We start from the raw sequence: 14,646 nt of genomic DNA, 5'->3' as shown, positions 1-14,646 counted from the left end.
ATCTATCCGCCATTCTTCAGCAATTTTTTGAATATTATTTAAACCAGTTTTTGGCTTTGCTTTCTTATGCGTTGATACATATATATTAACCTCAGTTTAACGTAAGGAGCAATTTTTGTGCTTTTAATTTATTAGGCTTTATTGCTGGTTTGCGTGGCTTGAAGCAATAAGCCCTGAGATTATATTAGACCTTATATCTTAAGAATGTGTTATAAGTAATTAAAGAGGGTGACTTGAATAGACCTTGACTAAAATAGTCGCTAAGAGAATAAGTACCCTCTTTTTGGTAGTTTACCTTGAACAAATTGCAGAAGGTGGTCTTAAAAAGAGCAGCCTTGCACAATAAGAAGAAGGAGATTATATCATGAATAAAATAATAGGTCTAGACGTAAGTAAAAACTGGCTTGATATATGTGTATATAATACAAGAGATAAACCTAAATATCATCGTTTTGCCAATGATGCAGCTGGTCATGAAGAGATGATTAAATTAGCAAAAGAGCAAGAGATTAAGCTAATAATATGTGAACCTACTGGAGGATACGAAGCTGAGATTTGTCAAAAGCTGGATAATAATAACCAACAAATACATAAGGTCAATACATATAGTTTTAATTCTTTTAGTAAATCGATGAATTTGTGTAAAACTGATAGGAAGGATGCATTTAAATTAGCATATTATGCGGATAATACCAATTGCAATAATTAACGCAGTGGTGTAAAATGGGTTTTTACCTGATAAAGGTACTCAAATGGCTAGGTTAATATTACCGCAAGGTTTTCATGGTCATGATTTTATAAAAATGATGAAACATGAGCCGCATGGTCGAAATCGTATACGTTTATTGGCGATGTATTACCTTCAATTAGGCAAATCTTTTAAAGCCATATCTGAAATAGTGAAGTCACACTGGAAAACTGTGCAATCATGGCTCAGAAGATTTAGGAATCATGGTTTTGAAGGATTATTTGAATCACAAAGAAGCGGTGCCCCTAGGAAGATTAACACTATACAAGAGTCTGCTCTTTTTGATAAAATCAATACGCTCAGTGAAAGTAAAACTGGTGGGTATATAACTGGAAAGGAGCTACATATCATGTTACTTGAGGAATATGGTGCTAAATGTACTTTAAAAACAGTCTACAATACTATGCACCGCCTTGGTTTTAGCTGGATTACTTCTCGTTCAATGCATCCAAAGTCAAATCAAGAGACTCAAAATACATATAAAAAAACTTCCCAGACATGCTAACAGAATTATTACCAAAAAATATCGATAGATGTAAAGTTGATATATGGTCTCAGGATGAAACTCGAGTTGGGCAACAAGGTAGCTTAACTCGTATATGGGCTAAGCGTGGCACTAGACCCCGTAAAGTTCGGCAACAGCAATTCATTTCAACATATATTTATGGAGCTGCTTGCCATGATACAGGAGAAGCTTTTGCATTAATTTTACCATATGCAAATACACAGGCAATGAATAAATTCTTAGAAGACCTTTCTCGCAGTATTCAAGGCAACCGACATATAGCTTTACTAACGGATAATGCAGGTTGGCACACAGCCAAAAAACTAACTGTGCCAAGCAATATCACTTTGATACCGCTTCCGCCCTATGCACCGGAACTTAATGCAATGGAACAAGTTTGGGAATGGATCAAAAATCATTTCTTGTCTAACCAATGTTATGGTGTATATGAAGATATCGTCACTATGGCTTGTTACGCTTGGAATCAATTTGCTCATAATGTAGATTTAGTAAAATCAATTATGTATAGAGACTGGATAAATACACCGTGTTAATTATTGCAATTGGTATAATAGCTTTACGTAAGATAACATCAGGTGAATTAGTGTATGATTTAAGACGTTCAAATGGGGATTGGAATTTAATAAAATTATATATATTTACTTTGTTAACCATAAATTTATTACCATATATTGATTTTAATTAAGTTCTGCGTGCAGAACCTAAGAAGTATAATGATTTTTATGTGTGTACTAATAGTTTCAGGGTAAAAAAGTGTAAATATTTTAAACTTTCTTAATAATTTAACCTGTATTCGATGTAACAAGTTAATACTAGGCTCAAGTAATAATCCCCATTAGGAGGATATCAGCCCTGCGTATCTTACTATTGACCACATCTTTTTTTCGTTCGCTAGCAAATAGCTCACACTAGACTCATTGGTTATTTTGTGGTACAATGTAAATGTTTTTGCATACTCGAATAATCCTACGAATTTCAAAGCAGAAAAGTATAAATAATTTATGGTTTTAAAGTACTATGCCTGTGTTGCCTATTGTGACTGCTCCAGATTCAAAATTAAAACAAAAATCTTTGCCAGTAAGCATAATTGATGATAATATAAGAAAGTTGATGGATGACATGGTTGAAACTATGTATCATGATCATGGTGTGGGGTTAGCTGCCATTCAGATTGGAATAGCTCAGCGTATATTGGTAGTTGATTTGCAGAATAATGATGATACAGAAAGACCCGCTGGGTTTTATCCATTATTTATCGCTGACCCGAAGATAATAGACAAATCTAAAGAATTAGTTGTGGCAATAGAAGGGTGTTTATCTCTACCGGAACAACGGGTTGAAGTAGCAAGGTCTGAGTCTATAACTATAAGATTCTTAGATTATCATAATAACCAGCAAGAATTAAAAGCTGATGGTTGGCTTGCTAGGGTTATTCAGCATGAAATGGATCATTTAGATGGTAGGCTACTAATTGATTATTTAAGTGATATAAAAAAGGACATAGCATTACGTAAATTAAAAAAACTGAAAAATAATATTTTGTGCAAGTAATTTTCATGGGTACGCCTGAATTTGCTGTACCTACTCTTAAGAGTTTAATTAACAGTAAAGATCACCAAGTGATTGCTGTATTCACTCAATCTCCAAAATCTAAAGGAAGGGGGCTAAATGAGGTAGCATCACCTATCCATAGTTTGGCATCAAAATATGATATTCCAACTTATACCCCTAAAACCTTGAAAACCGAAGAAATAACCAATTTAATTAATTCAATTAATGCGGATATAATAGTAGTAGTTGCTTATGGATTCTTGATACCACAAGTTATCCTACAAGCCAAGAAATATGGATGTCTTAATATCCATCCCTCAAGTTTACCACGTCATAGGGGAGCTGCTCCATTGCAGCGTACTATTATAGAGGGAGACTCTGAAACTTCCGTATGCATAATGCAGATGGATGAGGGGTGGGATACTGGTGATATTATATTGCAGCATTCGTTTTCACTCTCTCCTAGAATAACTTTACCAGTTTTGCATGACCAATGTGCAGAAATAGGGGCTGATTTATTGGTTAAAACTTTAGATAATATTGATAACCTACCAAGGATTGTCCAAGATAAAGATGGAGTAATTTATGCTCATAAACTCAAGAAAGAAGAAGGGAAGATAAATTGGTATGAGACTGCTTACAAAATAGATTGTAGAATTCGAGGTATGAATCCATGGCCTGGAATATATTTTGAATATGGAGGTAAAGTTATAAAGATCCTAGAAGCGTATTATAATGATTTGGATGTTAAATTACAGCCTGGTACTGTGGTTAATAATAATATCTTAGAAATAGCTTGTGGTAAGGGTACTTTGATCATCAGAAAATTACAGCAAGAAGGAAGAAAAGCTTTAAACGTTGAAGAATTTATACGTGGGGTACAAATTCCCCTAGGTACTTTATTGAATTGATGTGGGAGAATTAGTATATATACTCGGTGAACTTCAAGAATTGGCGTTGTCGTGTCTAAAGATCTCCGCTGCTCACGTACTAATGTACGCTCCGCTGCTCGACTTTGACACTCCTAGCTCTTCTTGAAGTTGACCTTCGTCTACCAATTCTTCATTTACGAGCAGTATACTAACTCCAGCCACTCATCTTCATCAATAATTTCAATTCCAAGCTCCTTAGCTTTTCTGAGTTTACTACCGGCATCGCTACCCGCCACCACTAAAGCAGTAGCAGACGAAACACTACTACTTACTTTAGCTCCTAATTTCTCTGCCTGAGATTTTGCTTCTGCTCTTGAAAGAGTAAGTAAAGAACCGGTAAATACTACAACCTTACCAGTTAATGCGGTTTTGGTGGTTTGATCACTATAGTCTTGAATTTCTAAAATTTTACTTAGCTGGTGAATAATTTGTAGATTTTCTTTAATATCAAAGAAGTCGATAATATCCACCAAAATTTTATCTCCTATTCCTTCTAGATCATTTAACCTTTGGTACATAGGCTGATCACCCTTTAATAAAGATTCCATAGCTTCTATAAAATTACCATAATTCTGAAATTCTCGAGCAAGTAATTTGGCATTTTGTTCGCCAATATGTCTGATTCCTAGGGAATAAATGAATTTATTTAGGGGGACGATTTTGGATTTTTCAATGTTTGCAAATAGGTTTTCTACAGAAATTCGCCCCCATCCTACCATATTTTCAAGCTTGACTAAGCTTTTTTCATTATTATTTTGTAAATAAAAAATATCCACTGGATTTTCTATTAAAGATTTTTCCAGCAAAAATTCTATTTGTTTTTTCCCCAAACCATCTATATCTAAAGCATTTTTAGAGGTAAAATGACAAATTCGTTCATAATTTTGAGCAGGGCAATTTAACCCATTATCACAACGAATTATTATTGTCTCTTGATTATAATGTAACTGAGACCCACAAGATGGACAAAGCACTGGCATATCGATTTTTGGCAATTCACTAGAACGTTTAGTAAAATCTACCGCAGTAATTTGAGGTATAACGTCCCCTGCCCTCTGTAAAAACACATAATCGTTGATCCGTATATCTTTTCTTATGATTTCCTGATAATTATGTAATGTAGCTCTTGATACCCTAACTCCACCAATAGAAAGCGGCTCTAACTCAGCAACCGGAGTTAATACGCCAGTTCTACCTACTTGTAGAGTAATGTTAATTAGTTTAGTTTGACCAATTATCGCAGGAAATTTATGAGCAATAGCAAATCTTGGGCTTCTTGCGATAAAACCCATCCTTTGCTGCAAAGCAAAATCATTTAGCTTATAGACAATACCATCAATTTCATAAGGCAGCTCTTCTCTAGACAAATTCAAATATTCATAGAAAGATTTCATATCATTTTCAGAATATGCTAATTTTCCTATATTATTAACGATAAACCCTAGCTCTTTTAACTTATCTAATAAAGCATCCTGAGAATCAGCTATTTTGTTACTACTACTTCCCACAGCATAAACAAAATACCTTAGAGGTCTACTTGCTGTAACGTTTGGATCTAACTGCCTTAACGACCCAGCAGCCGCGTTACGCGGGTTTACAAATTTATCTTTTTTTGATAATTCTTGTGCTTGATTTAATAATAGAAAATCTTGTTTATTGATATAAACCTCACCTCTTACTTCCAAAATTGCTGTATCCAAGACTATTGAATGAGGGAAATGCTTGATAGTCTTAATATTTTCAGTTATATCTTCTCCAATAAAACCATCACCTCTTGTCGCAGCAGCGGTGAGTATGCCATTCTTATAGGTAGCAGAAAAAGATAAACCATCTATTTTAGGTTCGCAAAAGATAGGTTGAAAACTATCAAGACGTAAGAAATTCTTTATTCTATTTATAAATTCTGATACATCCTCATTATCAAATGCATTACTAAGAGAAAACATTGGATTTATATGTTTTACTTTAGAAAATTTCTCTGCAGCTAGACTACCGATTTGTTTAGTTGGACTATTTGCCAGCACAAGATGAGGAAATTTTTTTTCAAGTTCAAGATTTAAATTAAATAATTGATCATATTCAGCATCAGAAATCAGAGGAGTATCTTCTTGGTGATATGCTTTATTATATTTTTCTATCTCACTTGCCAATTGTTTTAGTAAATCTTTTGCCTCTAATTCAGAAAGCTGTTCAATATCAGTTGGAATATTTTGCATATTAATCGTAAAAGTTTGAGGATCAGATTTAATTGTAACTAGGTATGAGGTACGGTAATGTTGTATTGAACTCAGGTTAAATTATTATTATCGCATAAACCTTGGCAACATAACCTAATAAGACCTATTTAACGTAAACTCAAGTAAAGAAGCTAAATGATCTTTATAAATATTCTGTATAGGGATTTGCTCTAATAAATTACTAGCCTCATTCTTAATGTTTGCTAGATGGTCGATAATTTGTTGCTTAATACCATGTTGTATCATCAAACTTCGTATTATCTCAAATTCACTCTCAGATCTATTATCCGCCTTAATCATTTTCTGAACTGTTAATTGCCCGGTATCATCAAGCTTCTTATATAAAAAGATTAGGGGTAGAGTTATTTTTCCTTCTAAAAAATCATCACCTATATTCTTGCCAATATCATGACTATTTCCTAAATAATCAAATAAATCATCAATAATTTGGAAAATATTTCCTAAATATCTACCAAAATTTTGTAAACTTTCACAGATCTCGTTAGATTGACTAGAAATAATTGCTCCTACTTCACAAGATACTCCAAATAACTCTGCAGTTTTAGCCATAATTATTTCATTATATTCTGTTTCGTCAATAATTCTCCGCTGATTCAATTTCACAAGCTGAGAAACTTCACCTTCTGATATAATTGCTGAAGCTCTTGATAAAGATTTCATAGCTTTAACAGATTTGGTATCTACCATTAACTGAAATGATTGACTAAATAAAAAATCTCCAACTAGAATACTAGCCTTACTCCCCCAAACAACATTAGCAGTAGGTTTGGATCTTCTCATTGTACTTTCATCTACTACATCGTCATGAAGTAAAGTTGCTGCATGAATAAATTCTACAGCTCCAGCAAGTTTGATATTATCTTCACCGACATAACCAAACATTTTACTAGTTAGAATTGTTAGTAATGGCCGGATTCTTTTTCCACCAAATTCTAGTAAATATTTACCTATTACGCCAACTAGTTGTTCTTTGGCAGCTAAGTGGGTCAGAATAAGTTTATTTAAGCTAGACAGTTCTACTGCTAAATCTTTATGTATTATTTTTATAGTATCCAATTTACATCTCTAATGCTATTTTAACCTCAGTTCGATATAAGAATTAATAATTCTTATATCGATACTTGCTTTGTTATAAGGAAAAATGCACTCTTGAAGCGGCTGACGCGGGTGCATTTTAACTTTTTTCATCATTCAATATGTGATTTTAATTATTAAAATCACATATTGAATGGAGTATTATATTTTAACAATCAGGTGGGCAGCCGCTTCAAACCTGATTGTTTCTATATATAATACTGAATTCGATGTAACTTGTTACATCGAATTCAGGTTATTTTATGACTTCCTGCCAAACATCACTATCAACCTCCAAAAAAGGCTGGATCATTAATTGTTTTAACAATGAATGATGCTCATTAAAATCAGGTACTAGTTCTTGTATCCTTTTTGTTACATTATCACCAATATGTATTTTTTCCGAGGCTTTTTTGTATAATGCTAGATAATATAATGGCAAAAATTTATTAAAGTCTACGGAACCTATTTTGCCTTTTTCTATATTACTTGAATCTAAATTATACTCAAAACTTATGTCACCTGAGTTAGAATCAGGATGATCTGATATGGTTCTTAAAAAATACTTCGTACCTTCTTTGTATACAATACGACTATCTTCTGAGAATGTTTTAAACCTACCCAAGTTAAAGAAATAATTGGTTATAATATCCGTTGCCTTTAAATAATTATTGAAGACAATAAGTCCCTTAATATCAAATTTTTTAAATGCATCTAGCCTGCATTCGCTTGATAATCGAAATCCGGTATTATTAGAAAACAAACTAAGATTATTTATTTGAACTCTCATTATATCTTTTTTTCTAGCAAGAAAATTTATATCTAAATCAAAAATATATTGATGGTTCTCTAATTCAGTCAAGTTGAATTTATCTTTATTACTGTTAATATACTGTAATTCTTCTATTAAAGATGAACTATTAGGGAGTAGCGATATATATGACAATAAATACTGTATAGAATTCAATATATTATCAGAAAATCCTGGCTTCAAATCAATTTTTGATTCAACCTTAAGATGACTATCATTGCTACCTTCTTCTACTTTACTTTGATACAATAAAGTAGTCAAGGATTCTTGGATACTACTTGAAAACTTGCTGGATATCATTTTTATTTCCAAATCTTTAGCAAATTCACTATATAAAGATTTATTAGTTTTTATATAAAACTTACCTTCAAAACTAAAAGGTATCGGCCAAGCAAATCTATATAATAAAAGACCAGCTGGTATTCTTCTGTTTATAATATTACTTTCTAAGATGTTTGTTGAATAAGTAACATTTAATTTTTGTGGCACATTATTTTTAAAATCTTCTAGATCAGTATAATATTTATTCCTTTCTAGTGAAAATGAAATAATTGTATGATCTTCATCATATAATTTCTGCCCGTCAACTAAATCAAAAATTTTTGTTTTCTCAGATGTTAATTCCAACTTTTTTATAAAATTTATAATTTCAAACGGATCTTTTTTTTGTATAAAAATCTTAAATAATTTAAAGCTTAAAGGCATTTTGGCTATAAAAGAATAATTACCACTTTCGAATTTTGTACCAAATCCCAACTCAATAGGTTTATAGCGACCTGTTGCGTCACCAAAATAACTAACAAAGCAAGCCTGTTTCAGTAAATCATAACCTATATAAATCGGGGAATTAAATTCAATTATACTATTCTCTCCCTCTTCATGCCAACCAATTACTTGCAAGGCAATTTTAAACGGAAAACCATAGCTAACAACTTTATTAAATTTAATGAAATATTTTTGTTCACTATCTATCGAATTAGCAGCGATATAGCGGTTACTATATTGCCCATTAATCTTACTAGCTACAGAAGTAACAATTACCAACCATGAAATGGTATAAATCAATAGGATTACAGCAATTATAACTGATATATATATTAACTTTTTTCGCATGCTAATTACATAATTTCACATATTCCCGGTTTAGTTGTACTATATTCCAAAACCACAAAATAACTATAATAATAAAAATTGTTAGTAAATAAACTACTATTGAATCACATGTGGCAGTAGGCACTATAATAAATATAAAAGACTGGATAAAAGCTCCTAAGGACTTACCAAATTTAATACCAATAACCTCAACAGCAGCTTTACCTTTTGTTCGAAGTTCTAATGATAAAGGAATATATGCCATTTCCTTTGTTGAATCAAATAACGAATATTTAGTTGATTTACTTAAAATATTTTGTACTCCTCCGATAATTACAGCCACATAAATTGGATTAAAGTCTTTTATACCAAAACTTATATATTCTGAAAAAATAACAAAGATAAAAAACATTAAACCAGTTATCAAAAGCATTAAGGGTGTTAATAATGCTGAAATTAACCAAGTAAATTTCCTAATCACATTACTACCAACTATCATAAAAGTAACGCTGGAAATTCCCATCCAAATATTAAACCTACCCATAAAATGTATATAATCTAACATATTGGGATTAAGCTCCCTTACCTTAGCTTTCCACGGACCTTCCACTATATTAATTAGTAGTGCATAACAAATTATCAATAAAGCAATGCGTCCAATATATTTTGAGTTAATAACCAACCTTATACTATCCATAAGTGATAAGGAAGTTTTTGCCTGTATTTGAACTATTTGGAAATCAGCCTTTAGCACCTCGTCATTCAAAATAAGATAATTAATTAACCTAAATAACAGCATGGAAATTATACCAACAAACACTATTATAGAAATAACAGGTTGTAGCATTAGTTCTGATTTATATTGCAAATCTTCATTTATTATAACTTGAGCATCGACTACCCCTAGTACATTTGAGAAAGCTACTAATACATTGCCAGCTAAAATCAGACCAACATTACCTACCATTCCTAAAATTGGATAGAAACGTTTCGCTTTACTGGTATCAAAAATATTATTAGCAAATTGCCAAAACATTAGATTAATAATTACTGCACTCCATAATTCTGAACAGATATACATGAGAGCATAACTCCATTTACCCATTATCTTGATAAACCATCGAAAATTAGGATACAATGATACTAAATGTTCTACCTGCTCAGCATTTGGATGATAAAACTCCTGATTAGGGTAAATGATATAAGCAAATATCAGGAAAAAAAGCAAAAAACTCGAAATTACTATATAAAAAATATATTCAAAACGTACGTGATTACTAAGTTTTACATATATTATAGTAAATAATATAGAGGAAGGAAGAACAAACCAAAGTTTTAGGAAACTAATGACTTCTGCTCCTATTGATGGTATGACCAATCCGTCTTTAACGGATCTAAGTGTTCCAAAATTAAAAAGAATACACAGCATCATTAATGCCATAGGCAAAAAAAGTTTCAATTCCTCTCTTTCTATAGGCCAAATGATTTCCTGAATTTTAGTAAAAATACTTTTGAATGGTAACATTATTTTATACAAAAAATTACCTAAAGACTAACACTATTTAACATAGATAATGTAATGAAGCCGAACTAAACCTTTTAAAGCTCTATGTTAATAAAGTCAATGAAAATAAGCATATTTTTCTATTAACAAAATATTTATGTGACAAAATTATAGGACAACGAGACATAACTTGCCTTGTAGGAAAATTTTTAATATGCTACAAAAGATAAAGTAAAATGATAATAATTATGTCCATTAGGTCAATATTAGCCCTATATTTATTGTTTCTTTTTCCATTATATTTATATGTTAATGTAGCATATGCTAATATAGACGTAGAAATTGCTGAATCACATAAATGCTCAAGGATGTTTCCTTACTTTGAAAAGGTACATAAAATTCCTCCTAATACGTTACACTCGATAGCTTTAAAAGAATCGGGCAAAAAACATACTGAATATAAAATTAAAGTGGTTTGGCCTTGGACTGTCAATGTTGAAGGTAAAGGCTATTATTTTAATACTAAAAAAGAGGCAATATCATTTGTAAAAAAACAAATTATTCAAGGCAAAGAAAATATTGATGTAGGATGTATGCAAATCAACTTAAAACATCATTTAAATGCATTTAACTCTTTAAATCAAGCTTTTGATCCTAAGAAAAACGTCGCCTATGCTGCTAAATTCCTAAAAGCTAAATATGATCAGTTAGGTAGTTGGCACAAAGCAATTGCTCATTACCATTCAGCCACCCATGAGTTTGGCTCTAAATATAAACAAGATGTTATCAAAATTGCTAACAATATGGACTTGTATAAAAACTCTATTAACATGTATAGTGGGTACAATTATTATAATAATACACCTCCTCTACCAACAAACATGCTTTTGAGGAATAAACAGAGGGCTTCATTTGAAAGTAATATTAGGAAATATAAGAGTAATATTATGGTAGTATTACCAAGAGCTAGCTAGAGGTAACAATTATATTTGATCGTGAGAAGTTAAAATCTAATCGTGACAAAGTGGTGGATAATATCGCTGAGTGTTCGTTCTTTAAATATGCAGCATTCGATATTATTGAACGTCTAAATATTATTGATAAAGAATTTCCTGATATTTTAGATTTAGAATGTCGTACTGGTATACTAACTAAACTATTAGTGCAGAACTATAACTATGCTATAATTGTAGCGGCTAGTGCATCAAATGTTATGTTACAATCGTTTGACCATACTCCCAAATTACTAGTTAATGAAGAAAACTTACCATTTAAAGCAGCTAGTTTTGACCTAATAACTTTTTCCTTGGGTCTACACTGGATCAATGATGTACAAAATTTTCTGTTACAGATAAAACGTATTTTAAAACCAAATGGCCTATTTATTGGTAATTTTATCGGCGGTAACAGCCTAAAAGAACTACGAATGAAATTCATTGAAGCTGAAATAGCATTAAGTCGCCCTCACTTTCAACATGTTTCCCCTTTTATCCATTTTGATCACGTAACACCTTTACTAGGACAGGCAGGATTCACAGAAATTATCGTTGATTATGAAAATATTCAACTGAGCTATAAAAGCCCTTTAGATTTCATTAGAGAATTAAAGAATATTGGAGAATCTGGAGCATTATTAAAAAACTCTCATAACATAATATCGAAGCAAATGCTTTCTATTCTAAGCAATGATACTAACACTTTTACCGAACAAATTAATATAATTAGCTTCATTGCCTCTCCGAGTAAGAATAGTATAAAAATAACCAGTATTTAAAATAGTAGGAAAAAATAAGCATTTATAGCTTGCTCTTACTTTCTCCTTACATTATTATAATAATCATAGCTAATATACATAATATGGTATCTTATGAAAGCACAGTGCTCAACAGTTACAAGTAAGGGACAAGTTACTATCCCATCATATATTAGAAACAAGCTACATTTATCTTCTGGCAGTAAATTAGAGTTCATTATACAAGATGGCTCTTTTATAGTAGTGCCAATTAATAAGCCAGTTAAAAATTTAAAAGGAATACTTCCCAAACCGAAAACACCATTAAGTATCGAAGATATGAATGAATCCATTAAGAGTGGATATGATCGGAATTGATACTAATGTTTTAATTCGTTATTTGATTCAAGATGACGAAGTACAGAGTAGCAAAGCTACAAAATTAATTGAGCAATATTCAGGTATTAGTGGTTCTATATTTATTAATAACATAGTAGTTTGTGAAATAATTTGGGTTTTAGGACGAGGTTATAAATATTCAAAAAACCAAATAATAAATGTACTAAAAGAAATATTTGCTACTATAGAATTCCGGTTTGAGGATCACAAAACTTTATCGCTAACTGTTAGAGAATATGAGAACTGTAATACAGATTTTGCTGATATATTTTAATAGGTAAACTAAATGAACTAAATGGTTGTAGTACTAGTTTCACTTTTGACCATAAAGCATCAACTCTGCCAATATACTCGGTGAACTTCAAGAATTGGCGTCGTCGTGTCTAAAGATCTCCGCTGCTCACGTACTAATGTACGCTCCGCTGCTCGACTTTGACACTCCTAGCTCTTCTTGAAGTTGACCTTCGTCTACCAACTCTTCATTTACGAGCAGTATATTTACTACAATAAAATAATCAAAAAATAATTGAATTAAATTCAAATTAGCTATTAGTGTTCGTATGTTTATGGTTTATAATGCCATTAATTATTATATGTAAGGAAAAATATATGCAAGAATTTGATTTAATAGTGATTGGTGGTGGTCCTGCTGGTTATACAGGAGCAATAAGAGCAGCCCAGTTGGGTATGAAGGTTGCCTGTATAGAGAAAAGAGTGACGCTTGGTGGTACTTGCCTAAATGTTGGCTGTATTCCTTCCAAGGTATTGCTAAATTTCTCTGAGAAATATCATGAAGTATTGAACCATTGTGCCGATATTGGCATTATGACCTCAGCCAAACTTGATTTACAAAAAATGATGACTAAAAAAAGTCAGATAGTATCAGACTTATGCAAAGGCATAGAAAGCTTGTTTGCAAAAAATAAAATCACTAAATTTACAGGAAGTGCCAAATTTATTTCAGCCAATCTTGTGGGAATTACTAACGGTACATCAATTGAACAGATATCGGCTAAGAATATTTTAATTGCTACTGGCTCTGATATTATTGAAATGCCCAATATTGTTGTTGATGAGGAATATATAGTTTCATCAACGGGAGCTTTGAGCCTTGCTAAAGTCCCAGAAACTATGGTAGTGATTGGTGGTGGTTATATCGGTTTAGAGCTTGGTTCGGTATGGAATAGGCTTGGTTCTAAAGTAACGGTTATTGAATATGCTGGAAGTATTGTGCCAGCTTTAGATAAAGAGATTATCGGTCAATTTACCAAAATCCTGCAAAAGCAATCTATTGAATTGCGATTAAATACTAAGGTGCTGTCTGCTGAGAAAAAAGCAGGAAAAGTTATTTTGAATATACAACAAACAGCCGATAACTCAGTGCAACAAATAACTGCTGATATAGTGTTATTGGCTGTTGGTAGAAAAGCCCATACAACAGATTTAGGTTTAGATAAATTAGCTATTGAAACGGACAAACAAAATAGAATTACGGTAAATAGCCAATTCCAAACAATAATTCCGAATATTTATGCTGTCGGTGATGTAATTGCTGGTCCTATGCTTGCTCATAAAGCAGAAGAGGAAGCTGTTGCTGCCGCTGAAATTATGGCAGGCTTAGCAGGTCATGTTAATTATAATCTTATTCCAAGTGTTATCTACACTTATCCAGAAGTGGCAAGTGTTGGTTTAACAGAAGAACAATTGAAAGAAGCTAAGATTGATTACAAAGTTGGTAAATTTCCATTTTTGGCAAATAGTCGAGCAAGAAGCACAGGTTCTACTGATGGGATGGTGAAGATATTAGCTGATAGCGTAACGGATAAAGTACTTGGAGCCCATATAATAGGCTGTTCAGCTGGAACTATGATTGCAGAGCTTGTAGCATTTATGGAATTTGGGGCTTCTTCAGAAGATATAGCAAGAACTTGCCACGCCCACCCTACCCTAAGTGAAGCTATAAAAGAAGCGGCTCTAGCTGTAGATAAGAGGGCTATTAATTTTTAGTAAGCTGTTTAA

General features: G+C 32.1%; 15 protein-coding genes. 11 read left to right on the top strand and 4 right to left on the bottom strand.

Features of this window, described 5'->3' with window-relative positions; all coding sequences use genetic code 11:
- The first annotated feature begins 364 nt into the window (after window positions 1-364).
- The 6 genes from AAHM80_RS00890 (at window position 365) to fmt (ending at window position 3,736) form a co-directional block, all read left to right on the top strand.
- Window positions 365-709: an IS110 family transposase gene (locus AAHM80_RS00890; RefSeq protein WP_342260008.1), complete on the top strand. Its 345-nt coding sequence runs from the start codon at window positions 365-367 to the stop codon at window positions 707-709.
- A gap of 43 nt (window positions 710-752) precedes the next feature.
- A complete protein-coding gene (locus AAHM80_RS00885) occupies window positions 753-1,253 on the top strand; it encodes a helix-turn-helix domain-containing protein (protein ID WP_342259385.1) in 501 nt (166 codons plus the stop codon).
- Window positions 1,247-1,807, top strand: coding sequence for an IS630 family transposase (locus AAHM80_RS00880; protein ID WP_342259384.1), 561 nt, complete (start codon window positions 1,247-1,249; stop codon window positions 1,805-1,807). The genes AAHM80_RS00885 and AAHM80_RS00880 overlap by 7 nt, the downstream gene beginning before the upstream one ends.
- Window positions 1,801-1,959 carry a hypothetical protein gene (locus AAHM80_RS00875; protein ID WP_342260007.1) on the top strand — a complete coding sequence of 53 codons (159 nt, stop codon included), beginning with the start codon at window positions 1,801-1,803 and terminating at the stop codon, window positions 1,957-1,959. The genes AAHM80_RS00880 and AAHM80_RS00875 overlap by 7 nt, the downstream gene beginning before the upstream one ends.
- Window positions 1,960-2,291: 332 nt before the next feature.
- The gene (gene def, locus AAHM80_RS00870) at window positions 2,292-2,825 is read left to right on the top strand and encodes a peptide deformylase (RefSeq protein ID WP_341747970.1); all 534 of its coding nucleotides are present in this window, start codon (window positions 2,292-2,294) and stop codon (window positions 2,823-2,825) included.
- Window positions 2,816-3,736 (top strand): methionyl-tRNA formyltransferase, encoded by a 921-nt coding sequence (fmt, locus tag AAHM80_RS00865; protein ID WP_342260006.1) that lies wholly within the window; start codon window positions 2,816-2,818, stop codon window positions 3,734-3,736. The genes def and fmt overlap by 10 nt, the downstream gene beginning before the upstream one ends.
- A gap of 155 nt (window positions 3,737-3,891) precedes the next feature.
- Here the strand turns inward: fmt and ligA are convergent, their stop codons facing one another.
- The 4 genes from ligA to AAHM80_RS00845 form a co-directional block, all read right to left on the bottom strand.
- The gene (ligA, locus tag AAHM80_RS00860) at window positions 3,892-5,973 is read right to left on the bottom strand and encodes an NAD-dependent DNA ligase LigA (protein ID WP_342260005.1); all 2,082 of its coding nucleotides are present in this window, start codon (window positions 5,971-5,973) and stop codon (window positions 3,892-3,894) included.
- Between the two features lie 114 nt (window positions 5,974-6,087).
- Window positions 6,088-7,071 carry a polyprenyl synthetase family protein gene (locus AAHM80_RS00855; protein ID WP_341747973.1) on the bottom strand — a complete coding sequence of 328 codons (984 nt, stop codon included), beginning with the start codon at window positions 7,069-7,071 and terminating at the stop codon, window positions 6,088-6,090.
- A 274-nt stretch (window positions 7,072-7,345) separates the two neighbouring features.
- Window positions 7,346-9,013 carry a hypothetical protein gene (locus AAHM80_RS00850; RefSeq protein ID WP_342260004.1) on the bottom strand — a complete coding sequence of 556 codons (1,668 nt, stop codon included), beginning with the start codon at window positions 9,011-9,013 and terminating at the stop codon, window positions 7,346-7,348.
- Window position 9,014: 1 nt separating this feature from the next.
- The gene (locus AAHM80_RS00845) at window positions 9,015-10,517 is read right to left on the bottom strand and encodes an Npt1/Npt2 family nucleotide transporter (RefSeq protein WP_342260003.1); all 1,503 of its coding nucleotides are present in this window, start codon (window positions 10,515-10,517) and stop codon (window positions 9,015-9,017) included.
- 227 nt (window positions 10,518-10,744) lie between these two features.
- On the opposite strand from AAHM80_RS00845, the gene AAHM80_RS00840 reads away from it, so the two are divergent.
- The 5 genes from AAHM80_RS00840 (at window position 10,745) to lpdA (ending at window position 14,634) form a co-directional block, all read left to right on the top strand.
- On the top strand, window positions 10,745-11,470 hold the full coding sequence (locus tag AAHM80_RS00840; protein WP_342260002.1) for a lytic transglycosylase domain-containing protein: 726 nt from the start codon (window positions 10,745-10,747) through the stop codon (window positions 11,468-11,470).
- A gap of 119 nt (window positions 11,471-11,589) precedes the next feature.
- Window positions 11,590-12,270 (top strand): methyltransferase domain-containing protein, encoded by a 681-nt coding sequence (locus AAHM80_RS00835; RefSeq protein WP_410521537.1) that lies wholly within the window; start codon window positions 11,590-11,592, stop codon window positions 12,268-12,270.
- A gap of 93 nt (window positions 12,271-12,363) precedes the next feature.
- Window positions 12,364-12,606, top strand: coding sequence for an AbrB/MazE/SpoVT family DNA-binding domain-containing protein (locus AAHM80_RS00830; protein WP_341755142.1), 243 nt, complete (start codon window positions 12,364-12,366; stop codon window positions 12,604-12,606).
- The gene (locus AAHM80_RS00825; RefSeq protein WP_342260001.1) at window positions 12,593-12,901 is read left to right on the top strand and encodes a type II toxin-antitoxin system VapC family toxin; all 309 of its coding nucleotides are present in this window, start codon (window positions 12,593-12,595) and stop codon (window positions 12,899-12,901) included. The genes AAHM80_RS00830 and AAHM80_RS00825 overlap by 14 nt, the downstream gene beginning before the upstream one ends.
- Window positions 12,902-13,236: 335 nt before the next feature.
- Window positions 13,237-14,634 carry a dihydrolipoyl dehydrogenase gene (lpdA, locus tag AAHM80_RS00820; protein ID WP_342260000.1) on the top strand — a complete coding sequence of 466 codons (1,398 nt, stop codon included), beginning with the start codon at window positions 13,237-13,239 and terminating at the stop codon, window positions 14,632-14,634.
- Window positions 14,635-14,646 lie beyond the last annotated feature (12 nt).

The organism is Candidatus Tisiphia endosymbiont of Metellina segmentata, assembly GCF_964030715.1.
Lineage (GTDB): Bacteria > Pseudomonadota > Alphaproteobacteria > Rickettsiales > Rickettsiaceae > Tisiphia.
The sequence above is the reverse complement of the archived record's forward strand: the minus strand, read 5'-3'. Positions and strand labels throughout refer to the sequence as shown.

Excerpts from the sequence above, each read along its gene's own strand:
- AAHM80_RS00825 (WP_342260001.1), top strand. The coding sequence starts at position 12,593 with ATGATCGGAATTGATACTAATGTTTTAATTCGTTATTTGATTCAAGAT.
- AAHM80_RS00885 (WP_342259385.1), top strand. The coding sequence starts at position 753 with ATGGCTAGGTTAATATTACCGCAAGGTTTTCATGGTCATGATTTTATA.
- AAHM80_RS00840 (WP_342260002.1), top strand. The coding sequence starts at position 10,745 with ATGTCCATTAGGTCAATATTAGCCCTATATTTATTGTTTCTTTTTCCA.
- lpdA (WP_342260000.1), top strand. The coding sequence starts at position 13,237 with ATGCAAGAATTTGATTTAATAGTGATTGGTGGTGGTCCTGCTGGTTAT.
- AAHM80_RS00880 (WP_342259384.1), top strand. The coding sequence starts at position 1,247 with ATGCTAACAGAATTATTACCAAAAAATATCGATAGATGTAAAGTTGAT.
- def (WP_341747970.1), top strand. The coding sequence starts at position 2,292 with ATGCCTGTGTTGCCTATTGTGACTGCTCCAGATTCAAAATTAAAACAA.
- AAHM80_RS00850 (WP_342260004.1), bottom strand. The coding sequence starts at position 9,013 with ATGCGAAAAAAGTTAATATATATATCAGTTATAATTGCTGTAATCCTA.
- ligA (WP_342260005.1), bottom strand. The coding sequence starts at position 5,973 with ATGCAAAATATTCCAACTGATATTGAACAGCTTTCTGAATTAGAGGCA.
- AAHM80_RS00845 (WP_342260003.1), bottom strand. The coding sequence starts at position 10,517 with ATGTTACCATTCAAAAGTATTTTTACTAAAATTCAGGAAATCATTTGG.
- AAHM80_RS00830 (WP_341755142.1), top strand. The coding sequence starts at position 12,364 with ATGAAAGCACAGTGCTCAACAGTTACAAGTAAGGGACAAGTTACTATC.
- AAHM80_RS00890 (WP_342260008.1), top strand. The coding sequence starts at position 365 with ATGAATAAAATAATAGGTCTAGACGTAAGTAAAAACTGGCTTGATATA.